This is a genomic window from Micromonospora reichwaldensis (genome assembly GCF_031845925.1).
Classification (GTDB): Bacteria; Actinomycetota; Actinomycetes; order Mycobacteriales; family Micromonosporaceae; genus Micromonospora; species Micromonospora reichwaldensis.
The window spans coordinates 37,153-58,250 of record NZ_JAVRFL010000016.1 but is presented as its reverse complement, the minus strand read 5'-3'; the positions used below and the strand labels follow the sequence as shown (position 1 = coordinate 58,250).

21 protein-coding genes are annotated in these 21,098 nt (G+C 71.6%); 10 read left to right on the top strand and 11 right to left on the bottom strand.

Annotation, left to right across the window (positions count from 1 at the left end; all coding sequences use genetic code 11):
* Positions 1-7: 7 nt before the first annotated feature.
* A complete protein-coding gene (locus RM555_RS15510; protein WP_311412402.1) occupies positions 8-694 on the bottom strand; it encodes a hypothetical protein in 687 nt (228 codons plus the stop codon).
* Between the two features lie 213 nt (positions 695-907).
* Here RM555_RS15510 and RM555_RS15505 point away from each other — a divergent pair, with 213 nt between their 5' ends.
* A complete protein-coding gene (locus RM555_RS15505; protein WP_311412401.1) occupies positions 908-1,807 on the top strand; it encodes a cellulose binding domain-containing protein in 900 nt (299 codons plus the stop codon).
* Between the two features lie 62 nt (positions 1,808-1,869).
* Here the strand turns inward: RM555_RS15505 and RM555_RS15500 are convergent, their stop codons facing one another.
* The 3 genes from RM555_RS15500 to RM555_RS15490 form a co-directional block, all read right to left on the bottom strand.
* Positions 1,870-2,775, bottom strand: coding sequence for a hypothetical protein (locus RM555_RS15500; RefSeq protein ID WP_311412400.1), 906 nt, complete (start codon positions 2,773-2,775; stop codon positions 1,870-1,872).
* A gap of 242 nt (positions 2,776-3,017) precedes the next feature.
* Entirely contained in the window at positions 3,018-4,394 is a 1,377-nt protein-coding gene (locus RM555_RS15495) for a M23 family metallopeptidase (RefSeq protein WP_311412399.1), read from the bottom strand.
* A gap of 123 nt (positions 4,395-4,517) precedes the next feature.
* Entirely contained in the window at positions 4,518-5,843 is a 1,326-nt protein-coding gene (locus tag RM555_RS15490) for an AAA family ATPase (RefSeq protein WP_311412398.1), read from the bottom strand.
* A 55-nt stretch (positions 5,844-5,898) separates the two neighbouring features.
* Here RM555_RS15490 and RM555_RS15485 point away from each other — a divergent pair, with 55 nt between their 5' ends.
* The 3 genes from RM555_RS15485 to RM555_RS15475 are packed head-to-tail and all read left to right on the top strand — an operon-like array spanning position 5,899 to position 8,048.
* Positions 5,899-6,183, top strand: coding sequence for a hypothetical protein (locus RM555_RS15485; protein ID WP_311412397.1), 285 nt, complete (start codon positions 5,899-5,901; stop codon positions 6,181-6,183).
* A gap of 33 nt (positions 6,184-6,216) precedes the next feature.
* Positions 6,217-7,389 (top strand): sensor histidine kinase, encoded by a 1,173-nt coding sequence (locus RM555_RS15480; protein WP_311412396.1) that lies wholly within the window; start codon positions 6,217-6,219, stop codon positions 7,387-7,389.
* Positions 7,386-8,048, top strand: coding sequence for a response regulator transcription factor (locus RM555_RS15475; RefSeq protein WP_311412395.1), 663 nt, complete (start codon positions 7,386-7,388; stop codon positions 8,046-8,048). The genes RM555_RS15480 and RM555_RS15475 overlap by 4 nt, the downstream gene beginning before the upstream one ends.
* A 51-nt stretch (positions 8,049-8,099) precedes the next feature.
* Here the strand turns inward: RM555_RS15475 and RM555_RS15470 are convergent, their stop codons facing one another.
* Positions 8,100-8,447 carry a DUF6223 family protein gene (locus RM555_RS15470; protein WP_311412394.1) on the bottom strand — a complete coding sequence of 116 codons (348 nt, stop codon included), beginning with the start codon at positions 8,445-8,447 and terminating at the stop codon, positions 8,100-8,102.
* 223 nt (positions 8,448-8,670) lie between these two features.
* On the opposite strand from RM555_RS15470, the gene RM555_RS15465 reads away from it, so the two are divergent.
* A complete protein-coding gene (locus tag RM555_RS15465; protein WP_311412393.1) occupies positions 8,671-8,991 on the top strand; it encodes a GYD domain-containing protein in 321 nt (106 codons plus the stop codon).
* A gap of 85 nt (positions 8,992-9,076) precedes the next feature.
* Here the strand turns inward: RM555_RS15465 and RM555_RS15460 are convergent, their stop codons facing one another.
* Positions 9,077-10,804 carry an HNH endonuclease gene (locus tag RM555_RS15460; RefSeq protein ID WP_311412392.1) on the bottom strand — a complete coding sequence of 576 codons (1,728 nt, stop codon included), beginning with the start codon at positions 10,802-10,804 and terminating at the stop codon, positions 9,077-9,079.
* Between the two features lie 159 nt (positions 10,805-10,963).
* Here RM555_RS15460 and RM555_RS15455 point away from each other — a divergent pair, with 159 nt between their 5' ends.
* The 3 genes from RM555_RS15455 to tmk are packed head-to-tail and all read left to right on the top strand — an operon-like array spanning position 10,964 to position 13,870.
* On the top strand, positions 10,964-11,767 hold the full coding sequence (locus RM555_RS15455; RefSeq protein WP_311412391.1) for a DNA glycosylase family protein: 804 nt from the start codon (positions 10,964-10,966) through the stop codon (positions 11,765-11,767).
* Positions 11,700-13,214, top strand: a complete 1,515-nt coding sequence (locus RM555_RS15450) for a B12-binding domain-containing radical SAM protein (protein ID WP_396888783.1) — start codon at positions 11,700-11,702, stop codon at positions 13,212-13,214. The genes RM555_RS15455 and RM555_RS15450 overlap by 68 nt, the downstream gene beginning before the upstream one ends.
* On the top strand, positions 13,211-13,870 hold the full coding sequence (gene tmk, locus RM555_RS15445) for a dTMP kinase (RefSeq protein ID WP_311412390.1): 660 nt from the start codon (positions 13,211-13,213) through the stop codon (positions 13,868-13,870). Before RM555_RS15450 ends, tmk begins: the two co-directional genes overlap by 4 nt.
* On the opposite strand, the gene RM555_RS15440 is transcribed toward tmk, so the two are convergent.
* From RM555_RS15440 to RM555_RS15420, 5 genes are all read right to left on the bottom strand, one after another.
* A complete protein-coding gene (locus RM555_RS15440; RefSeq protein ID WP_311412389.1) occupies positions 13,828-14,385 on the bottom strand; it encodes a class IV adenylate cyclase in 558 nt (185 codons plus the stop codon). The genes tmk and RM555_RS15440 overlap by 43 nt on opposite strands.
* Positions 14,386-14,588: 203 nt before the next feature.
* Entirely contained in the window at positions 14,589-15,422 is an 834-nt protein-coding gene (locus tag RM555_RS15435) for a peptidase (protein ID WP_311412388.1), read from the bottom strand.
* Positions 15,419-16,729 carry a VWA domain-containing protein gene (locus RM555_RS15430; RefSeq protein ID WP_311412477.1) on the bottom strand — a complete coding sequence of 437 codons (1,311 nt, stop codon included), beginning with the start codon at positions 16,727-16,729 and terminating at the stop codon, positions 15,419-15,421. Before RM555_RS15430 ends, RM555_RS15435 begins: the two co-directional genes overlap by 4 nt.
* Positions 16,730-16,778: 49 nt before the next feature.
* Positions 16,779-17,960 (bottom strand): FAD-binding oxidoreductase, encoded by a 1,182-nt coding sequence (locus tag RM555_RS15425; RefSeq protein WP_311412387.1) that lies wholly within the window; start codon positions 17,958-17,960, stop codon positions 16,779-16,781.
* Positions 17,957-18,250 carry a cell division protein SepF gene (locus RM555_RS15420; protein WP_311412386.1) on the bottom strand — a complete coding sequence of 98 codons (294 nt, stop codon included), beginning with the start codon at positions 18,248-18,250 and terminating at the stop codon, positions 17,957-17,959. The genes RM555_RS15425 and RM555_RS15420 overlap by 4 nt, the downstream gene beginning before the upstream one ends.
* A 447-nt stretch (positions 18,251-18,697) precedes the next feature.
* On the opposite strand from RM555_RS15420, the gene RM555_RS15415 reads away from it, so the two are divergent.
* Positions 18,698-20,173 carry a helix-turn-helix domain-containing protein gene (locus RM555_RS15415; RefSeq protein WP_311412385.1) on the top strand — a complete coding sequence of 492 codons (1,476 nt, stop codon included), beginning with the start codon at positions 18,698-18,700 and terminating at the stop codon, positions 20,171-20,173.
* Complete coding sequence (locus RM555_RS15410; RefSeq protein ID WP_311412384.1) at positions 20,170-21,093, top strand: aminoglycoside phosphotransferase family protein; 924 nt, start codon at positions 20,170-20,172, stop codon at positions 21,091-21,093. The genes RM555_RS15415 and RM555_RS15410 overlap by 4 nt, the downstream gene beginning before the upstream one ends.
* The last annotated feature ends 5 nt before the right edge of the window (positions 21,094-21,098 follow it).

Here is a 21,098-nt window from a genome sequence, read left to right as displayed (position 1 = left end):
CCGGTGGTCAGTACGAATCGGTCCGCAGCCCGCGCCGCAGACTCGCCCTGGTGAATGCCGCCCAGCCGGAGCGGGAGGTGGGGTCGCCCCCGTGCCCGGCCCGGCTCAGGTGCTCCCGCCAGTCGGTCGCGTCGGCGGCGCGCAGCCCCCACAGCTCCCGACAGGCGGTGGTCGCGAACGCGACCTGTCCGGCCGAGCCGGTCCAGCCGGCGGGGCCGTCGGCCACCCGCAGCGCACCGCCCGCCTCGACGCGTACCGACGGGAAGTGGTGGTGCAGGCTGGCGAGGGTGGCCAGGTGAGCGGCGTCCGGGCGCCCGGCGGCGAAGGCGTCCCGCGTCTCGTCGTCACGGGTGACCCGGATGGCGTGCAGCGTGAACGCGTCGCCGTCGCCACCGACCTGACCCTCGACCTCCGTCGGAGTGCTCCAGATCCGGGGCGAGTTGGCCGACCAGAAGGCCAGCCAGGCGCCGAGGCGTTCGTGGAAGTCCGCCTGGAAGCGGGCCGGTCCGCCGGCGAGCCGGGCGGTGGCGAGCCGGTCCCGGACGACGGGACGCCGGGCCGGTCCTGCCGGGGGCGCTCCCCCGGCGGGTGGCGCGGCGTGTGCGGCGCTGGCTCCGGCGACGGTGGCCGCCGAGGCCGCGGCGGCGCCGAGCAGGATCCGGCGCCGGGAAAGTGGGGAATGGGATTCGTTCATGGCCCGCCTTTCATGGACGGCCTTTGCCACGACACGCTATCGACAGACGTAGATCAAGAGAGACGTCGCTCTATCGGTGAACCGACATGAAAACCGGTGATCGACGGCGGCGGAATCCCGCGCACTGTGCTGTCAGCCGGCACTACGCTCCCGCCGGCCGGATATCCACCTAACGATTGATAAGCATCCATCCGCACTCGTAGCATCGCCACCATGCGTGCCCGTCGCGTCACCCTTGCCGTCGTCCTCGCCGCGTTGCTGAGCCCGTTCGCCGTCGGCGCCGCGCGGGCGGACGACGCCCCGGCGCTCACCACCCCCGGCAGCCCCGTCGTCGTGGTCGACGAGCCCCACCGCCTCACCCTCTCCTGGACGCCCTCGACCTGGGTAAGCGAGCCGGCCGGCGAGGAACCGATCACGTACGAGGTGCGGGCGCGGCTGGGCCCGTACGTCTACCGGAGCCTCGGCAGCACCACCGCCACCACCCTGACGCTGACCAACCTGGCGCCGGGCAGCGAGTACCGGCTCGTCGTCAGCGCCTACACCCTCGGCGGCTACTCCGACCCGTCCCCCGTCACCCCGGTCCGCACGGCGTACGGGCGGGCCAAGGTCAGCTACCTCAACCTCGACTGGTCGGCGACGGACAACCAGATCCAGCACGTCCTGAAGGTCACCAACACCGGCACGGGGCCGCTCGATCTCACCGCCGTGCGGGTGCGCTACCACCTGACCTTCGAGGGCGGCGACACCTCGCTGGTGCTGAACTGCGACTGGGCGGCGCTGGGCTGCGACCGGATCCGCCGGGACGTGACGTTCTTCCCGCCGCCCCTGCCGCCCGGCGGCCCGCCGACGCCGACGCCCACCCCGACGCCGACGCGGTACCCGCTGCCGGGCACGCCGGTCCCCGGCTGGGTGGAGCTGACCTTCACCGGGGGCGTCCTCGCCCCGGGCGCGTCGTCCGGGCCGATCCAGCTACGCCACCACCGGCCCGGGTGGACCGACATCGACGAACGCGACGACCCGAGCTGGCGCGCCGCCACCGGCCAGTGGACCGACAACAGCCGGATCACCCTCGACGTCGACGGCGTACGCGAGTTCGGTGACACGTTCGCCTGACGAACACCGGCCGGTGACACCACCCCCGGATCGGGGCGGCGCCACCGGCCGGCGCCGGTGAACTACGCCGTGGCGCAGATGGCATACGCGGTGCTGGTCCAGTTGCCGGTGAACGTGTCCTCCTCGTACGCGCCGACGGTGGCGGTGGCCGGCGCGACGGCCGGGCCGCCATTGGGGCGGAAGTCGTCGACGACGCCCTCGCCCATGATGCCGTCGAGCGCGTAGCCGGCTCCGGTCAGCACCTTCCCGAGCGGGCAGGCCGCGGCGACGCTGTGGAAGTCGTTCGAGTCGCTGGGGCTCACCGCGGAAATGCGCACCAGGCCGGCGAGGGGGTTGGCGCAGATCGCGTACGCCGTCGCGGACCAGTTGCCGGCGAAGGCGTCGGCCTCGTACGCGCCCACGAAGACCGAGGTCGGCGCGGCGGCCGGGCCGCCGTTGGGGCGGAAGTCGTCGACCACGCCCTCGCCCATGACGCCGTTGAGCTCGTAGCCCGTCCCGGTCAGCACCTTGCCCACCGGGCAGGTCGCCGTGACACTGCGGAAGTCGGCCGAGTCACTGACGCCGGTCGCGGCGATCCGCACCAGACCGGCGACGGGGTTGGCACAGATCGCGTACGCGGTGAGGGACCAGTTGCCCGCGAACGCCTCCGCCTCGTACGCCCCGACGGTGACGGCGGTGGGCGCGGCGGCCGGGCCGCCGTTGGGGCGCAGGTCGTCGACCACCGCCTCGCCGGTCGCCCCGTTGAGCTCGTAGCCCGTCCCGGTGAGCACCTTGCCCACCGGGCAGGTCGCCGTGACGCTGCGGAAGTCGGTCGAGTCGTTGGCGCTCGTCGCGGCGATGCGCACGAGGCCGGGGACGGCGGCCGAGGCGGGAGCGGCGGGGACGACCACCCCGGCCGCCACGGCGACGCCGAGGATGAGGGTGAACGCGTGGGGTCGGAGCCGGCGGGCGGCTGCCTGAGCTGACATGGGGACTCTCCTGTCTGTCGCCTCGGCGGTGACCTCCCGCAGATGTCGGGGGGCGACCATGACGAGGCGCTGCGATTGACGCGCTCACGCTATGTAGTCACGTGACCAGGCATTATCCCCAAGCCGACTACGTCGGGTAATCGACTGATCGCCCTCGCCCGGGCCGCCACGCCCGCCGGCTTCTCTGATCACCGGCGGGCGGGCGGTCGGCGGGCGGTGCCCCCGACACGGTCCGGTCGCCGTCAGGCGGTGTAGAGGATCTTCACCCCGTTGAGGCTCGTCGCCGAGACGGTCGTGCCGCGGACGCCGGAGTTGAGGTTGCGCCAGCCGGTGTTGCTGGCCGCCTCGTGGACCATGCCCCCGGCCACGGTGTAGACGTGCTTGACGCCGTTGACGTCCATCGCCGCCAGCGCGTCGGGGCTGATCCCGGAGATGCCCGAGTTCAGGTTGCGCCACCCGCTGTTGCTGGCCGCCTCGTGGACCGTACCGCCGGCCACCGTGTAGACGATCTTCACACCCTGGTGACTGATCGCGGCCAACGCGTTCGGGCTGACCCCGCCGATGCCGGAGTTGAGGTTGCGCCAGCCGTTGTTGCTGGCCGCCTCGTGGACCATGCCCCCGGCCACCGTGTAGATGATCTTCACGCCGTTGAAGTTGATCGCGGCCAACGCGTTCGCGCTGACCCCCGAGATGCCGGTGTTCAGGTTGCGCCAGCCGTTGTTGCTCGCCGCCTCGTGGACCATGCCCCCGATCACGGTGTAGATGTACTTGACGCCGTCGACGTGGATCACGGCGAGCGCGTTGTTGCTGACCCCCGAGATGCCGGTCCACAGGTTGCGCCAGCCCGTGTCGCTGGCCGCCTCGTACACCCGGCCGTCGTTGACCGTGTAGAGCAGCTTGTTCGTGCCCATGACCATCGACGCGGTGGTCGAGCCGGTGATGCTGTTGACCGGCAGCATCTGCCAGCCGCTGTGGCTGCCGGACTCGTACACCTGGCGGTTGGAGCTGACCTGCCCGCAGTTCCGGCTGGTCATGTTCCGGGCCGACGAGACGGGACCGGAGACGTAGAGCGGCCCGGTGTTCGGGCTGCCGTCGGAGGTGATGCCGGAGGGCACGCCGTTGAAGTACGCCTCGCTCTTGACGCCGTCGCGCGTCTGCTCGTAGTGCAGGTGCGGGCCGGTCGAGTTCCCGGTGCTGCCGACCCGGCCGATCTGCTGGCCGGTCGACACCCACTGCCCGGCGCGCACCGGCGGCGACTCGATCATGTGCGCGTAGCTGCTCCTCCAGCCGCCGCCGTGGTCGATCACCACGTACCAGCCGCCGCCGTTGGTCCAGCCGGCGAACGTGACGGTGCCGGCGTACGAGGCGAGGATTGGCCGGCCGTTGCTGGCCCCGCCGGTGAAGGTCATGTCGATGTCGTAGTCGTCATGCCCGTAGTAGGTGGCCATCCGCCAGGTCTCGCCGCAGGGGAACGGCATCTGGAAGTTCGGCCGTGGGCCCGCAGCCTGGGCCGGTGCGGCCACGACAGCGATGGCGCCCACCATGGCGAGCAGCACGGCGCCGACGCCGGCGAGTGCCAGGCGGGCCGAGGTGAGGACACGGGCGGGTAGACCCGTCATGGGAAAGTTCCCTCCGGAGCCGGATTTGATGTTGATGGATGTTAGGACAGCCATCACCATCCGGCGAGAGGGGGCGGACGGTTCCGTCCGGCGGGCGGAACCGGCCGGCGGCGGGGGGCCGGGTCAGCCGGCCACCGTCGTGCCGGCGAGCAGGGCGAGGATCGTCTGGTTCGCCTCCCAGCCGTCCGGGAACTTGACCGGCACGTCGAGGTGCACGGTCTCCGTCGACGGGTGGGCGTCCAGCAGCTCCCCGATCCCGGCGCGCGCCACCACGATGCACGCCTGACGGTGCCGCGACGTCAACACGCAGAGCCGCCCCGACTCCAGGTGGAACGCGGTCGCGTCGCGCCGCCCCGACAGCGGGTGCAGCACGATCGTCACGTCGTACTCCCGGCCCTGGAGCCGGTTGGCGGTGTCGACGGTGATGCCGACCCCCGCCGGCCCCAGGTGCGCGCGGATGGCGGCGGCCTGGTCGCGGTGGGCGGCCCCGACGGCGATCCGGTCGGCGGTGACCGGCGCGCCCGCCGGCGCGTGCTCGGAGACGGCGACCGCTCCCCGCCGGAGCACCCGCAGCGCCAGGGCCGCGCAGGCCGAGGCGGCCTCCGCATCGGTACGCAGGGTCTGCCGCGCCGGCAGCTCGTGCAGCGCCCAGCCGGTGGCCGCCGCGAGGTCCACCGTCCGGTCCAGGGCGTCGCCCGCCCCGGGCTCGCCGAGGCGCAACGCCCGGTCGGCCGGGCCGGTGCCGGCGCGGAACCCGGTGAACGGGTAGAACGCCGCCGCCACCACCGGCGCCGCCGAGGCGGGCAGCCGCCACGACACCGGCAGCCGGTGCACCGGCAGCTCCGGATTGTGCCGCAGCAGCACGGCCACCGCCGACTGCATCGGATCCCAGGTCAGGCCCGTCCAGCGGCCCGTCTCCACCGTCGAGAACGGGTCGAGCTGACCGGGATCGCCGACGAACAGCGCCCGCTCGAACCGCCGGGCCACGCGCAGCAGGGCGTCCGAACGCATCTGGTACGCCTCGTCGACGATCGCCCACGGCCAGGAGCCCTCGGCGACCGTGGCCCACTTGGCGGCCGTACCGATGATGACGGCCGGACCGCCCAGGTCGGCGACCTTGGCGGCGACCCGGACCGTCTCGTGGCCCCTGACCCGCTCGGACGGCCGGTAGTCGGCGGCGGAGAGGCGCCCGATGCGCAGCTCGGGCGCCTTGCGCGCCAGGCGGTCGATGAGGTCGTCGACCTGCTCGTTGGTCTGCGCGATGATGATCAGCGGTTCGCCGGCGGCGGCCAGCTCGACGGCGGCGCGCACCACCAGGGTCGACTTGCCGGCCCCCGGCGGCGAGTCGACCACCACGCCGCGATGGTGGCCGGAACGCAGGTCGGCCAACACGGCGGCGATGACCCGTTCCGCCTCGACCGCCGGCGGCACCTCCAGCCCGGAGCGCATCGATTCCCCCTCCCCACCGATCACCGGGACACTACGCCTGCCCCACCGCCGAGCGGTGACGCCGTGCCCCGGTCAGGCCCCGCGCGACGGCCGGCCCCTCGACGGCCAGCCCGGCTCCACCTGCATCGACGACTGCCCGTTCCGGCTGTGCCCGCTGCCACCGAAGGGCGACGAGCTGCCGTACCAGATGGAGGAGGTCTTCTGCGCCCACCAGATCGACCTCGTCGGGCACTGGTTCCGGCCGGGCGCGCCGGCCGACTGGCAGGCGGTCAACCGCAGGGACCTGCGCGCGTTCTGGCACGAGATGTCCGAACGGATGGCCCCCGCCTGGCGCAAGTGAGCCGTACGGGCATCCGGCACTAGGCTCCGACGCATGTGGACGTCGCGATGGCACGGCCTGGCGGCGAAGATGGCCCTGGTGCCGGCGGTCGGCCTCGTGGCCGTCGTCGGCCTGGTGGTGCAGGCGTCCGGCATCGACACCGACGCCGAACGGGCGGCGCTGTTGGCGGTGCTGGCGTCCTCCGGTGCGCTCTACCTCCGCCGCCGCCATCCGGTGGCGGTGGGCGTGGTGGCGCTGGCTGCCGTCGGCGCGTACGGCGCGCTGCTGCACCGGCCCGGGCCGATCATGCTGGTGTTCGTCGTGGCGCTCTACACCGTCGTCGACGAGGGGCATCTCGGGGTCGCCGTCGGGCTCGGTCTCGCCTCGGTGGTCGCCTTCGCCGTCGCGGACAGCTACAACCGGACAGCCGAGAGCGTGAACGGGGCGACGCTGCTGCACGCCGGTTGGCTCGTCGCGGTCATCGTGGGCGTGACCCGCAACCGCCGGGCCTACCTCGCCGAGGCGCAGGCCCGGGTGCTGGCCGCGGAGCAGGGCAAGGAGGAGGAGGCCCGGCGACGGGCCACCGAGGAGCGGCTGCGCATCGCCCGTGAGCTGCACGACGTGCTCGGTCACCACCTCTCCCTGATCAACGTGCAGGCCAGCGCCGCGCTGCACCGGCCGGATCCCGACCGGTCGACGCAGGCGCTCGCCGCGATCAAACAGACGAGCAAGGAGACGCTGCGGGAGTTGCGCACCACGCTCGGCATCCTGCGGCGGGAGGAGGCGGCGCCGACCGGGCCCACACCCGGCCTCGACCGCCTGTACGAGCTGGTCACGACTGCCGGACGGTCCGGGTTGGAGATCCGCACCGAGCTGGCCGAGACCCGCGCGCTGCCACCGGAGGTCGACCTGGCGGCGTACCGGATCGTCCAGGAGGCGCTCACCAACGTGACCCGGCACGCCGGTGCGACCGCCGTGGTGATCCGGGTCCGACCGGACCGCGACGACGTGCTGCTGGAGGTCGAGGACGACGGCGTCGGCACGGCGGGCCAGCCCGGCAACGGGATCCTGGGCATGGGCGAGCGGGCCCGGGCACTGGGCGGCTCGCTGACCACGGGCCCCGGCGTCGACGGCGGCTTCCGGGTACGCGCCCGCCTTCCGGTACCGCCCGAACCGGTGCCGGCGGCCAAGCCCGCGCCGCGACCGGAGCCGGGGGACGTGGCGTGATCCGGGTGCTGCTCGCCGACGACCAGACCCTGGTGCGCGCCGGGTTCGGGTCCATCCTGGGCGGCGAGGACGGCATCGAGGTGGTCGGCGAGGCCGCCGACGGTGCCGAGGCGGTGCGGCTCGCCCGGCAGCTGCGGCCGGACGTCGTCCTCATGGACATCCGGATGCCCCGGCTGGACGGCCTGGCCGCCACCCGGGAGATCGCCACGAGCTCCGACGTCCGCGTGATCATCCTGACCACGTTCGACCTGGACGAGTACGTCTACGGCGCGCTGCGGGCCGGCGCGAGCGGTTTCCTGGTCAAGGACACCGAGCCCGCCGAGCTCATCCACGGCGTGCGGGTGGTGGCGCGCGGTGACGCGCTCATCGCGCCGTCGATCACCCGCCGGCTGATCTCCGAGTTCGCCGCCCGGGCCACGCACCCGGATCCGGGGCCGCGGCTGAACGCGCTGACGGAGCGGGAGCGGGAGGTGCTGGTGCTGGTCGCCGCCGGCCTGTCCAACGACGAGATCGCGGCGCGGCTGGTGCTGAGCCCGGCCACCGCGAAGACGCACGTCAGCCGGATCATGACCAAGACCCGGGTCCGGGACCGGGCCCAGTTGGTGATCCTCGCGTACGAGTCCGGCCTGACCGTTCCCGGCTGGCTCACCCGCTCCTGACGGCGACCTCCGCGGCACCGCACCGACCCGGCGCCCCTGGCCGGTCCACGATCAGGCGGTGCGCCGGGAACGCACCAGGGCCAGCCCACCGAGGACCACGGCGACCAGCCCCAGCACCAGGGCCACGTAGGCCCCGCCCCGCCCGTTTCCGGTGCCGATACCGCTGTCGGAGGTGACCACGACCAGCCCGCCGAGGGCGATGCCGATCAGCCCCGCGGCCAGCGCCACGGTGGCCCCGAGCCGGCCGGAGCCGGTGCCGAACCGACCGGCGGGGCGGGCCAGAGCCAGCCCGCCGATGATCACCCCGGCCAGCCCCAGCAGGGCAGCGACGGTGGCCCCGAGGCGCCCGGCGCTCATGGTGTAGGCACTGGTGGCGGCAAGCAGGTGACGGACGTTCATCGAGGATCCCTTCGCTCTCATGACGAGTACAGCCGGCAGCGTATGTACCGGCGTGGTCACGGGTCGTCATGCCGGAGTTGGCGATGGGCCTACCACCCGGGTTGCGCGCGCTCGAGGCGTCGTACCCCCCTGGTTGTCCCGCGCCCTCGTCAATGGCGGGGCGGGCAGGACTAGTCGCCGGCACGTCGGGTACCCGCGGCCGGGATACGGAGGTGACGCCCGGATGACGAAGTTCCTGTTCATGGCGACCTACACGGTCGAGGGAATCAACGGGTTGATGAAGGAAGGCGGGACGAGACGCGCCGAGGTGATCCGGGCGTTGGTCGAGAACACCGGTGGCCGGGTGGAGTCCTTCCACTTCGGGCTCGGCCCGCACGACGCGTACGTGATCTGCGATCTTCCCGACCAGCAGACCGCCGTCGCCCTGGCCACCACGATCCGGGCGGCCGGCGGCCTGGACACCCGGGTCAACCCCCTGCTGACCCCGGAGGACATGGACGGGGCGCTCCAGCTGAACATGCCCTACCGGCCGCCGGGAGGCTGACCCGTCGACCCGGCCGCCGCAGTGGTGCACGGTCCGGGCCGGCAGCGACCCCACCCCGGCCCGGGAACACCCAGGCCGAGGGCCGTCACGGCATTCCGGCCACCTCCCGGCGGTGGGCACGCAGCGCGGCGGGATCCGGGCGGTCCGCCGTACGGGCTGGGGGACGCAGTTCCCGGTCGTGCCATTCGGCGTAGTGCGCGGCCTCCGCCTTGACCCGGACGCGGAGCTGCTCGTCGACCCAGATCAGGCCACGGTCGAAGAGGTTGTGCACGTCGGCCCGGAGCAGCAGACCGTTGGTGACCCTGTTCGTGGCGGGCCCGTCGTACGGCGAGATGTGGGCGGCCTGGAGCGCTGCCTCGGTGTCGCAGCCGGTGATCGCGCAGCGCCGCCCGTACGCCTCGATGAGCCTGCGCCGGAAGTCGGCCTGCCCCTGGCGGGCGGTGACCTCCACGAGCCGGCGGCGACGCCCCTCCGGCAGGGCCTCGGGCTCCGGCGCCCCGCTCGCCTCCAGCGCGTCGACGACGCGATCGAGCTCGGTCGCGCTCATCTCCCGCACCCCACGCACCGAACCCGCCGGCAGTACGGGCACGTCCTCCTCGCTGTCGAGGAGGCGCCGGGTCAACTCGGCGTCCCACCGGACCGCCACCCGCCACTCCAGCCCGTTCTCCGTCGCCCGCTGACGAGGGTCGTCCCAGGCGACGCCCGCCGCGACGAGGCGGGCGGGCGGCTCGGTGGCGTACGCCCAGGTCCGGTCCCCGGCGGCGATCTGGTGGTAGCCGGCGGAGAGCTGCCAGTCGACCACCGCGTCGCTGTGGAAGTACTCCCAGACGTCCTCCCCCGACGAGCTGTTGCCCGCGTCCACCGGGCAGAGCCAGTCGGTCTGCTCGTGCCGGCCGAGCACCGCGTCGGCGAGCGGCTGGTTGTGGCCCCGCGCATGCAGGGTCCGCGACCGAAGCAGCGGTTCGGTGAGGGCACGGGCGGCCGGGACGACGCGCTCGTCCCCGAGCGCCGCGATCAGGTCCTCGACGTCGCCGGCGAGGACCTCCTGGTCCGGCCCGGCATCGACGTAGTCCGACGGCCACCTGGTGATGCCGGGATGGGCCGCCCGGAAGCCTGCCGGCGTCCAGTGCCCGTCGAGCACCGACTTGCGGACGACCAGGAAGCCCTCGGCCGGGGCACCGGCACCCGGCTCGGTCGGCTCGTGCAGCACGAACGTCTCCATCGTCTTCATGGAGACCGCCGACAGCCGTGGCGGATCCGTCCGAGTGCCGGGCAGGCAGGAAAGCGCCCAGTACTCCCGCTCGGTGGCCGCCGCGTCCGGCACCACCGCGTCGAGGTAGGCCCGGTTGGCCGCCACCACCGAGTCGAGGTACGGGCCGCCCGCCAGCCGCTCGAAGCGGCTCACGGGATCCGTGGACGCGGTCCGCAGCCCTGGCAGCAGCCGATTGAACCGTGGATTCATCAGGGTGAGCAGGGCCTCCTTGAGCGCCTTCGGGTCACCCGTCTCCCGCCACCTGATCTCGCACCGGCCAAGCCACGCGGCGATCTCGGCGGCGGTCGCCTGCCGGCCGAGTTCCCGGTCGAGCAGCTCGCCGACCTGCTTGTGCAGCACCGACGAGCCCCGGTTGCCCCGCAGGTGGGCGCGGAGTCGTTCCCGCAGGGTCCGCCCCGTCTCGCCCACGTAGATGATATCGCCGTCGAGGAGGACGACGTGTGTCCCCGGCGCGAGGGGCGCACGGGCCGCGGTGTCGGGTGTGAACGGCTTCGGTTCGGTGAAGGGTTCGAGCAGACCGTCGAGAGTGGAGTCCGGCATCCGGGGAGGCTACCGACGGCAACGCCTCTCCGCCGTCCGAGCCGAAGCGCTTCGGGACCGGCATTGGCTCGATCGTTGGGCTCGCACGCGGCGGGGCACCCCAGCAGTTGCAGGCATGGGTGCAAGAATCGCGAGCTTGCGGATCAGTGAGGAGGCGGCGTGGGCTTCGACTACCTCATGACGGACCACCCAGCCTGGCAGCCGGACGGCGACAGCTTCCACCGCCTGATGACGGACGACGAGAACAGCGCCTGGCTGCTCAGCGTCCGCGGCTCGCAGGCGAGTTTCCGGGCCGTGTCCGGTGACGCTTTTCCACCGCTCGTCGCCGCGTTCGCCGTGCCACCGCAGGCCCCGCCGCCGGCCGCGCCGATCCACCAAGCCCTGTCCGACCTCGGAACAGTGGGACGCCCACGCAACCCCAGCCTGTGGGACGCCATGGCGACAGCAATCGTCCGGCAGGTCATCCGGGCCGGACAGGCCCGTCGGCTCTATCGCGACTTCTGCCTACGCTTCGGCTCCCGGGTCGCGCTATCCGGTGAGAAGGACATTCACTCTTTCCCATCGCCGGAACGTGTGCTAACTCTGAGCGATGACGACTTTACCCACAGTGGTATGGCGTTCAAGCGGCGGCCCTTGCGGCACGCGGCACGGGCGTTCCTCGCGCAAGGCGAAAGCTGGTCGAAACTCTCGCCCTCCGTGCTGGTCAAGGAGCTCCAGACCATCCCTGGTATCGGCCCGTGGAGCGCGGGCGCGGCGGTGGCCGACTGGAGCAACGACTGGGCGCTCTATCCGTACGGCGACCTCGCGGTTCGCACCTGGGCGCGGCGCGCCAACCCGGACCATCACTGGCCCGCCGACGAACCATCGTTCGCGCGAACATGGCGGCGCGTGACCGGTGACAGCCTCGCCACATACACCGTGCTCACCCTCGCCCTCGGTTGCCGACACAGCGGATCGATCTGACTTCCCGATCCTCGGCGCTCGGCCGGACGCACGGCTCGACCTACTGCTGATCAACGCACCACTGCGCGACTACGACCTACGGCCGCGACTCAACGAGTTCACCTTGCCCGTCCTCGGAATGGGCTACATCGCGACCTATGCCGCAGCCCAGGGGTTCCATGTCGGTGTGCTTGACGGTGAGGCCCTCGGCCTCAGCGTCAGCCGGATCTGCGCCATCGCCAACGAGGCCACACCACGCTGGGTGGGTTTCAACCTTCTGGCGCCGACCTACGAGCTCAGTGCACGCATCGCAGCCGGGCTCGATCCGGCGATCCACATCATGGTCGGCGGTCATCAAGCCAAAGCCATGCCCGCCATGGTCGTCAACGACGTCCGGTTCGGCCGCCTGGAAGCGCTCGTCATCGGTGAAGGCGAGACGCGGGTCGCGGAATTGCTTCATGATCGTCACCGTCGAGCTGCGCTGCCCGGAGTCATGTGGCGCGACCCCGTCCTACGTACGCCGGTCACGGGAGGTGTGCCCGGCACCGGCGGCCATTTGGCTCCGGACATCAACCGCCTGCCGTTCGTGGACCGACGCTACTTCGCGGCCGACCCGTACCGCCCCGGCACGGGGCCGTTGGAAGCAGCCATGGTGGGTGCCCGAGGCTGCCCGTACGACTGTTCGTTCTGTGGGGCCGCCGTCAGCGCGAATCCGGATGTCACGATCCGCACTCGTGAGCCGGAAAACATCATCGCCGAGATGGACGAGGTCCACGCCCGGTACGGGGTGACGGCGTTCCGCTTCGTCGACGACCTCTTCCTCGGCTATGAGCGGTTCATCCGTCGCTGCATGGCCGCGTTCGGCGCGGCCGGGGTGGGGACCCGGTACGTCTGGGACGCCACTGGGCGGATCAACGTACTCGCCCGAGCCGACGACAGGTTGCTTGCGACCCTGGCCGAGAACGGCTGTCGAGAGGTGGCGCTCGGCATCGAGTCCGGCAGCGCACGGGTGCTGGGTCACATCGGCAAACGGATCAATCCGGAGCTGACCCGGCAGGTCGTACGTCGACTCACCGGGCTCGGCATCAGCGTCAAGGGCTACTTCATCCTCGGCCTGCCCACCGAGACCCGCGCCGAACTCGATGCGACCGTCCAGCACGTCTACGAGCTGTGGAGCCTTGCCGACAGCCAGCCTGGCTCCTTCCGGGCCAGTGTGTTCGAGTTCCGCCCGTATCCAGGAACGCCGGAATGGCACCGGCTTCTGGCCACCGGTCGTTACGACCCAGCCCAGCTGCTGGATTACGGCGCGGTCGACCTGACCAGCGACGGATTGGACGAAGCGATGCGGGAACGCGACGAGTTCAACTTCTCGGTGAATCTCCAGTTCGGCGAGGTCGAGCTGCCGTACGTGCGGCGCAAACTCGTCGAGCTGGCCCGCATCCAACACGACCGATCGGCGTTGCTGTGACCGGCCGGTTCATCGTCGTGGACGGTCCGAGCGGCGTCGGAAAGACCACGACCACCGCGCTACTGGCCGACGCGCTAGCTGCTGAGGGCTGGCAGGTGTACCCGACGAAGGAGCCGACCCGTACGAAGTTGGGTGAGACGGCACGGTACGGGACCGACGACTACCACGGCCTGACCCTCGCCTGCCTGGTCGCCGCTGACCGCTATCACCACCTGGAGGCCGAGGTCCGACCGGCGCTTGCCGCCGGGATGATCGTGTTGTGTGATCGCTACCTCGCGACCTCACTGGTGTTGCAGCGGCTGGACGGGGTCGACCCGGCCTTCATCTGGGACATCAACCGTTTCGCCGACCGCCCGGACCTGACCGTGATCCTCACCGGCGACCCGGCCCGCTCCCGTGAGAGAGCCGCCGCGCGGGGGATCCACAGCAGATTCCACCGTGGCGGGCCCGAGGCGGGTCGGCGGGAGATGGAACTCTACGTCCGGGTCTCGGAAGAACTGAGCAGGGCCGGCTTCGCGGTGCACGTCCACCACGTGGGCGAGCAGTCACCGGACGCTGTGGCCACGGCGCTCCTCGGCCCGGTCCGGGCGCTGCTGAGCGCGGGGAGCGACGGTCAGACCCCGACGGGCAGCGCCGCCCGGAGCAGCGAATCGTAGGTCTCGGTGCTCCGTTCCAACTCCACGTCCAGTGAGCGCGCGAACCGGTCGAGGTCACGCTGCACCTCGGAGGCCGGGCGCTGCCCGCCGACCATCGCCTCGATCTCGAAGAAGGCGCCCAGACCGCTGACCTCATCAAGGCAGAGCGACATGTGCCCGAGCCGGGCGGTACGGCGAGTCTTCACGATGCGCACCGTCGGATAGAAGCCCATCGCCAGGATCGCCGCGTGCATCTGATCCCGGCCGAGCACCTCTGTCTCGTGCTCCTGGCAGGCCAGCTCGTTGTCGAGCGGCCTCTTGACACAGAAGACGTGCCGCCCGTTCTCCGTCCGTAGGCGGGCGAACACCGCGCCCGCCTTGCTCTGCCCGTACGTCCAGCCGACGGCCGCGTACGCCTGGTCGTCCTGGTGCACCGGCTTCGAGAAAGTCGCTCCCCGGGCTTCGAGCGCGTCGGCCAGCACATCGGGATCGTTGACCCGGTACTTGACCTCGATTTCCCGGAGCCCGTCGGTCATCACATCTCCATGGCTGCGTAGTCGTGGACCCCGGTCACTCAACCACAGGGCCGGACCGTTCCGGTCTCGACACTCTGCTATCCGGTCGAGTGGGTTGGAAGCTGTGTTTCCTTCGCAAAGCTGCCGAGTAATCCACGTGCGCAGCCTGGCTGGGGGCAGGGCGAGGATGACCCGTTCAGTCATGCCCGCCCTGCCATCATCGGTCAGCCGACGCGCTGGCGGGGGCGGGTCAGGGCGAAGCCGACCACGCCCGCGACGGCGGCCAGGATGCCGCCGCCGATGGTCCAGTACCAGCGGGACGACAGGCCCGGCCACCGCACCCAGTCGAACCAGCCGTCCTCCTCGTCACCGGCCGCCCCTGGGGCCGGCGTGCTGGCGGTCGGATCGCCGGCGAGCACCTTGCCCGGGTTCACCGCCGGGACCAGGGGCTCCTTCAGGTCGCCGCCCTCCGGCTCGGTGTCGCCGTCGGACTCCACCCCGACCAGCAGGCTCACCTCGATCGGCAGGCCCAGCTCCTGCTCCGGCAACTCGATGCCGGACAGCCGGACGTAGTAGGTGCCCGGCAACGGGTCACCGGACCACGGCTCGGCCCACGAGCGCACCTGGCGCAGCTCGCAGTCGAGTTCGACGGTGGCGGCACTCTTCGACGCCACCGGGGTCTGCGCCCCCGCCACACACGCCTGCCGGCGGCGCAGCCCGTCGAAGACCTCGACCGTCCAGGTGGAGTCGCCCTTCCGGCTCGCCGCGGCGGGCAGCGACACGGTGGCCGCCACGTGATGGGTGTCCCCCGCCGCAGCCGTGAACGACCAGTACAGGTAGTCGCCCACGGAGGCACCGACCCGTACCGGCTGGCCGGGGCTGATCCCGGCGGCGGTGAGGAACGAGGTGCCGGCCTTGTTGATGGTGGCGGCCCCCGGCGACGGGGTGGGCGTGTCCGCGCCGGCGGCGGCCGGCAGCGCGACGGCGATGCCGGTGGCGGCGAGCAGCACCGCCGCCCGGTGGGCCGAGGTCAGGGCCGGAGCCTTCCGCATCGTCATCGGGTCCTCCAGACCGCTACCCACCAACGGGTCAGCCAACCAACGATCAACCCACTGAGCAGGCCCGCGAGCATGAGTACGCCCAGCAGCACCCAGCCCCGGCCGAGGCCCGGACTGTTCGGGGCGGGCGACGCGTCGACCAGGTCGATGGTCAGTTCGAGCGGCATGCCCGGAGCCTGACCGGCGCCCGCCTTCGCGGAGAAGGAGTTGCTGACCACCAGGCAGACGACAGTGGGCTCGGGAGCCTTCTCCGTCGACTCCGTGAAGACGCCGCCCTTGTCGTCGTCCTCCGACTCCTCCTCGTCCTCGTCATCCGCCGCCGACCAGCGCACGCCGGTCGACAGCACGTCGGTACGGCCGCTGCCGGCGTCGTTGCCCCGGACCAGTTCCCGCCCGTCGGTGGCGGTGGCCCGCAGCAGTACGCCGTAGTCCCGGTTCAACGGCCGGTCCAGGCCGATGCTCACCGAGGCCCGAAGCTCCTGCCCCGGCTGGACCGGGATCCGGTACCACCGGTGCTCCTCGAAGCGCTCCCGGTCGGTGTAGACACCGGGGGTGAGCACGGGCGCCTTGGCGCAGACGTCGGTGCCGGCCACCTTCGCCGGCGTCTTCGTGTGCGTGTCCTTGGCCCGTTCCACGATCTGCTTGATCCGCCGGGTCAGGTCTTCTTTGCTCTGCGCCGAGGTGTAGGTGCCGCCGGTCGCCGAGGCGATGCAGACGAGCTGCTTGCGTACCTTCTCGTCCGGGATGAGGCCGAGCGTGTCGACCACCAGTTTGGTGCCCTGGGCGGCCAGCTCGCGGGCCACCTCGCAGGGGTCCGGCGGCGCGCAGGTGTCCTCGCCGTCGGTGATGAGCACGATGCGTCGGGTGGTCTCGCCGGTGCCGAGGTCCTTCGCCGCCTCGCGCAGGGCCAAGCCGACGGGGGTGAAGCCGGTCGGGCGCAGGGTGGCGATGGCGTTCTTGGCCTTCACCCGGTCGACGGGGCCGACCGGTACGAGCTGCTGGGTGTCCTGGCAGCCGACCTTCTTGTTCTCCCCGCCGTAGGTGGCGCCGAGCACGCGGATGCCGAGATCCGTCGTCTCGGGCAGGGCGTCCACGACGTCGTTGAACGCCTCCTGGGCCACGGCGATACGGGAGCGCCCGCCGATGTCCTTGGCGCGCATCGAGCCGCTGACGTCGAGGACCAGCTCCACCTTGGGTGGCTCGGCGGGTTCGGTCTCGTGCTCGTCGGCGTAGGCGGGAGGCACGCCCAGTGTCGGGAAGGCCACCAACAGTCCTAACAGGACCGCCGGGAGCCGTCGTTTGATCATCACGGCGCCGATACTAGTGATCACCAAGCTTTCGGCCGACCCGGCGGCATCACCGTCGTCCATTCAGGATCGATTGGATCCATCGACAGCCGACTCGCTTTCCCGGTGGTCGTCGCGACTCCGACGCGGCGGCTTCGGAGGGTCGCGCAGGAGCTCGGCCGTCGGGGCGCGGCTCCGCCGGCAGGTGGATGCGGTCGGCGGGCACCCCGGCGGCGAGCAGCCGCAGCCGCGCGCCGGCGAGCATCGGGGGCGGGCCGCAGACGTACACGTCGTCGTCGGGGCGGCGGTGGTCGAGGGCGATCGTGAGGGCGTCGCCCTGCTCGGCGGGCTCGGCGCCGGGATCGTGGCTGAAGGCGGGCACGACGGTCAGCCAATCGTGGGCATGATGGAGCTTGTCGAGGGCCGTCGCGTCGTACAGGTCCGCGAAGGTGCGCGCGCCGACGACCAGGGTCACCCGCCGGCCGTCGGGCGCGGCGGCGACCTGCTCGACCAGGGCGCGCAGCGGCGCCAGCCCGGTACCGCCGGCCACGAGCAGCAGGTCCTGCCGCGCGGACGGGTCCAGGCACAGCCCGGCGTCGCGCGGCGGGCCGAGGTGGAGCAGTTCGCCGGGGCGTACGTCGTGGACGAGGCTGTGGGCGACGGCCCCGGCGGCAACGGCGCGGACGTGCAGCTCGACGGTGCCGTCGGGGCGCGGGGCGTTGGCCGGGGAGAGCCAACGCCAGCGGCCGGGCCGGCGCGGCGTGCAGACGGGAACCGCCTGGCCGGGCCGGAAGGGCAGGCGCTGCCAGGGGCGTACGGTCAGAATGGCGATCGTGTCACACGGCCGGTCGTGGCCGATCACCTCGGCGGGGCACCAGGCCGGGCCGTCCTCGGTGCGGGCGGCGGCTCGCCGCACGGCCACATCGGCGCGACGGCTGGCGCGCTCCCAGGCGTCGGCGAGCCGCAGCGTCCACAGTGGGCGGGCATGGCGGGCGACGGCGGCGAGCAGTGCGTCGCCGATCGTGGCGGCGTGCGGCAGCAGGCCAAGCTGGCGGTACGCGCGGCCGAGCACCGCCAGCAGCGCCGCCCGCCCGGCCGGGTCGTCGCCGCCGACGGTGAGGCGGCCGAGCGCGGCGAAGATCAGCGGCGCGTCCCGTTCGGGCAGCAGGCCGGGGCGGCGGTCCTCCAGCGTGCACCAGAAGTCGTCGGCGCCCCGCTCGACGGCTGTCTCCCAGGCGGCGGCGATGGTCACGCGCCCACCTCGCCGGCGAAGGCCCGGCGGGCGCGGGCGATCCGGTCGTCGGGCTCGTCGAGCGCCCAGAGCACCCCCGCCAGGTAGTCGACGATGCGCCGGTGCTGCTCCTCCGACAGGCCGAACCCGCGCCACGGGTCCGTCGCCGGCTGGCCTTCGACGGCCGCGGTGAGGCCCGCCGCCAGGTGCGCGCCGAGCCGCTCCAGGTCGACCCCGATGAGGTACGGCGACAGCTCCGCGCCCGCCACCACGAGCCGCAGCCACTGCCCGACCGCCTCCTGCACGCTCACGCTCAACTCCTCGGGGGTGTAAGGAAGGTGCCCTTGTTAACGGATTCGGTAGAGGAAGGGCCCCTTGCCAACGGTTGGAGTGGCGCCGGGGCGGGCGGGAGCGGAGCTGTGTCGTTCGGGGATCGACGCAGTTCCGGAGCCAGCACCCGCCCCGGGCCATGCGTCCACCCTCACCTCCGGCCAGGGCTCCCGGTATGCCGCGATGATCGTGAGGGCGATACACGCTGCGCATCCGACAAATCACTCTCCGCCTGAGGCTTCGAGTCGCTCGCCTCCCTACGCGTTCGGCCCTGTCGAGCTGCCCCGTCCATGAGGGCATGTCCTTGCCGGACGAGCGACGAGCGGCGTGGACGACCGCGCGAATATGCGCGCTGCGTATACCGAGCCTGCACGGAGTGGCTTGAATGGATAGGCTCGACGAGGCGGAACGGACGGAGCCACTTGCGCATGGCGAGGTTGCCGGTAACACACGCGAACTGCCCCCGGTGCGGCGGACGGCTGGCCCGCGACAACGACAGCGGGCGCTGCGCGCCGTGCCAGGCCGCCGAGCGGGACAGGCTGAGCGCGCCACCGATGGTGCCGGCAAGCTTCTGGGAGCACGAGCCGGTGCGGCGGGCGCTGGCGGAGCGGCATCTCGGGCGGGCGATCCGGGCATACCGGTGCCATCCGTACCACGGGCGGGCCGCGCTGCCGCAGACCGTGGTGGCGGGGTGGCTGGGGATCACGCAGGCGCAGCTGAGCCGGGTAGAGAACGGACCACCGATCATGCATATGGATCGACTCACGCACTGGGCAAAGGTGCTTCGTATCCCCCTGGCACATCTGTGGTTTGCATTGCCGGGCAAGACCCACCACGCCGGTGACAACGCTGTAGATGTCACTCCTCTGTCTAACCAGCAGTCCTCGGGACCGGACGAGGGCCGGCGGGCACTGCTGGCCGGCATCGCCGCCGTCGCCGCAGGCGCTGGGCTTGTTGGCGGCGTCGGCTTCGTCGAGCCCCGACGAATCGGCGCTGCGGATGTCGCTCGGCTGAACGCCGTACTGGAGCTATATCGCTCAGTCGACTACGAGTGCGGCGGCGGGCTGCTGTACCAGGAGGTGACCCGATTCGCCGAGTCGGTGTACCGCATGCTCGACTGGTCCCACCCAGCCGGGCTGACCCCACGCCTTGTCGCAGCGGTGGCGGCATCTCGACAACTGGCCGGTTGGACGGCACTCGACGCGGTTCAGCACCATGACGCGCAGCGGCACTTTGTGGCAGGCGAGCGGGCCGCGCTGACGGCTGGAGATGCTCCGCTGGCCGCGATGATCCGCTATTCGCAGGCCAAACAGCTCCAACACCTCCGACACAATCGGGACGCGCTGGCGACGCTGCAACTCGCTCACGCGCAGCTCGGATCGCACGCCACCCCGGCGATCAAAGCCCTGCTCTGGGGCGCAGAAGCCGCCTCCGTCGCGGCACTCGGCGACCACCGGTCCGCGGTGACCACCCTCGGCAAGGCGAGCGATCAGTTCGAGCGCATCAACAGCGAGCGCGAGCCGGGCTGGTTGGGCTTCTACGACCGTGGGGAGTTGTTCGCCCAGTATGGCCGCGTGTACCGGGACAGGGCGCGGGAGGATCGCAGACATGCTCCCGAGGCGGTGCGCTGGGTCCAGGACGCCATTGCCGCCTTCGGGCCGGCGAACGTGCGGAGCACAGTGCTCAACGAGGCCGGGCTGTGCAGCGCCTTGTTCCTCGCCGACGAGCCCGAGCGGGCGCTTGCCGTAGGTACCCGCGTCGTGGAGCAGGCGCGAACGATGAGTTCCAAGCGGGTGATCGATCGGGTGGTCAACCTGCGCCGCGACCTGGGACGACATCGAGGGCTTCCGCAGGTTGCTGAGTTCGAGCGCCGCCTCACCACTCACGCCTCGAGGGCGAGATGAGGCGGTTCTCCGAGGAGGCGATGACGGCGGCAATGCGACAGATCGCCACGATCTTGGACGTCCCTGCCGACGACGCCCAGCTGCTACGACTGACCAACAACGCTGTATTCGCCCTGCCCCGATCAGGAATCGTCATCCGGATTGCGCGCACCCATCGGCTCCGGGACCGAGTGACGAAGGTCGTTCAGCTCGCACGCTGGTTCGCTGAGATGAACGCGCCGACGGTCCGCCTAGCGCCCGGCGTCGAGCAGCCAATAGAGGTCGGCGACCTGGTGGCCTCAATCTGGACTTACGTTCAGCCACAGTCGCCTACCCCGTTCGTGGAGGATCTCGGCTTGGCGTTGCGGGCGTTTCACGACCTCGAAGTGCCCCCCTTTCCGCTTCCCGTTTGGGATCCGATCGAGGATGCGCGCCGGCGGCTGGCCGATGCCGAAGGGCTCGACAGTCATGACCGCGACTTCCTGGTGGAGTGGTGCGACCGCCTCGCGCCTCGGCTCAATGCCCTGAACCAGCGCGCAGAGCCAAAGCTCATCCACGGTGACGCTCACGTTGGCAACCTGCTTCGAGAATCGTCTGGCCTGGTCGTAACGTGTGACTTCGATGCCACGTGCGTCGGTCCCTGGCAGGTTGATTTGGCAGCGGTTGCCGTCGGCGAGGAGCGATTCGAACGCATGGGGGCACACCGTGCATTGGCTGCCGCCTACGGCTTTGACGTCGCCTCCGATCCGTTCTGGCCGCTCCTCCGCGAGGCTCGCGAGCTGAAGATGATCGTCGCTGCTGTGCCGCTGCTGGACACCTCGACGCACGTCGCTGCCGAATTCGCTATCCGTATCCGTTCGGTCCAGGAGAATGACCACAAAACGCGTTGGAGACCGTTCGCCGAACTCCCGCCTTCGACCACGAGAGCCAGACTCATCTAAGCACT

What these genes read in the sequence shown, in the direction of transcription:
- RM555_RS15460 (WP_311412392.1), bottom strand. Translation starts at nt 10,804, where the DNA reads ATGCCGGACTCCACTCTCGACGGTCTGCTCGAACCCTTCACCGAACCG.
- RM555_RS15500 (WP_311412400.1), bottom strand. Translation starts at nt 2,775, where the DNA reads ATGTCAGCTCAGGCAGCCGCCCGCCGGCTCCGACCCCACGCGTTCACC.
- RM555_RS15480 (WP_311412396.1), top strand. Translation starts at nt 6,217, where the DNA reads ATGTGGACGTCGCGATGGCACGGCCTGGCGGCGAAGATGGCCCTGGTG.
- RM555_RS15465 (WP_311412393.1), top strand. Translation starts at nt 8,671, where the DNA reads ATGACGAAGTTCCTGTTCATGGCGACCTACACGGTCGAGGGAATCAAC.
- RM555_RS15505 (WP_311412401.1), top strand. Translation starts at nt 908, where the DNA reads ATGCGTGCCCGTCGCGTCACCCTTGCCGTCGTCCTCGCCGCGTTGCTG.
- RM555_RS15510 (WP_311412402.1), bottom strand. Translation starts at nt 694, where the DNA reads ATGAACGAATCCCATTCCCCACTTTCCCGGCGCCGGATCCTGCTCGGC.
- RM555_RS15415 (WP_311412385.1), top strand. Translation starts at nt 18,698, where the DNA reads ATGGCGAGGTTGCCGGTAACACACGCGAACTGCCCCCGGTGCGGCGGA.
- RM555_RS15440 (WP_311412389.1), bottom strand. Translation starts at nt 14,385, where the DNA reads ATGACCGACGGGCTCCGGGAAATCGAGGTCAAGTACCGGGTCAACGAT.
- RM555_RS15430 (WP_311412477.1), bottom strand. Translation starts at nt 16,729, where the DNA reads ATGATCAAACGACGGCTCCCGGCGGTCCTGTTAGGACTGTTGGTGGCC.
- RM555_RS15495 (WP_311412399.1), bottom strand. Translation starts at nt 4,394, where the DNA reads ATGACGGGTCTACCCGCCCGTGTCCTCACCTCGGCCCGCCTGGCACTC.
- RM555_RS15435 (WP_311412388.1), bottom strand. Translation starts at nt 15,422, where the DNA reads ATGACGATGCGGAAGGCTCCGGCCCTGACCTCGGCCCACCGGGCGGCG.
- RM555_RS15490 (WP_311412398.1), bottom strand. Translation starts at nt 5,843, where the DNA reads ATGCGCTCCGGGCTGGAGGTGCCGCCGGCGGTCGAGGCGGAACGGGTC.
- RM555_RS15410 (WP_311412384.1), top strand. Translation starts at nt 20,170, where the DNA reads ATGAGGCGGTTCTCCGAGGAGGCGATGACGGCGGCAATGCGACAGATC.
- RM555_RS15470 (WP_311412394.1), bottom strand. Translation starts at nt 8,447, where the DNA reads ATGAACGTCCGTCACCTGCTTGCCGCCACCAGTGCCTACACCATGAGC.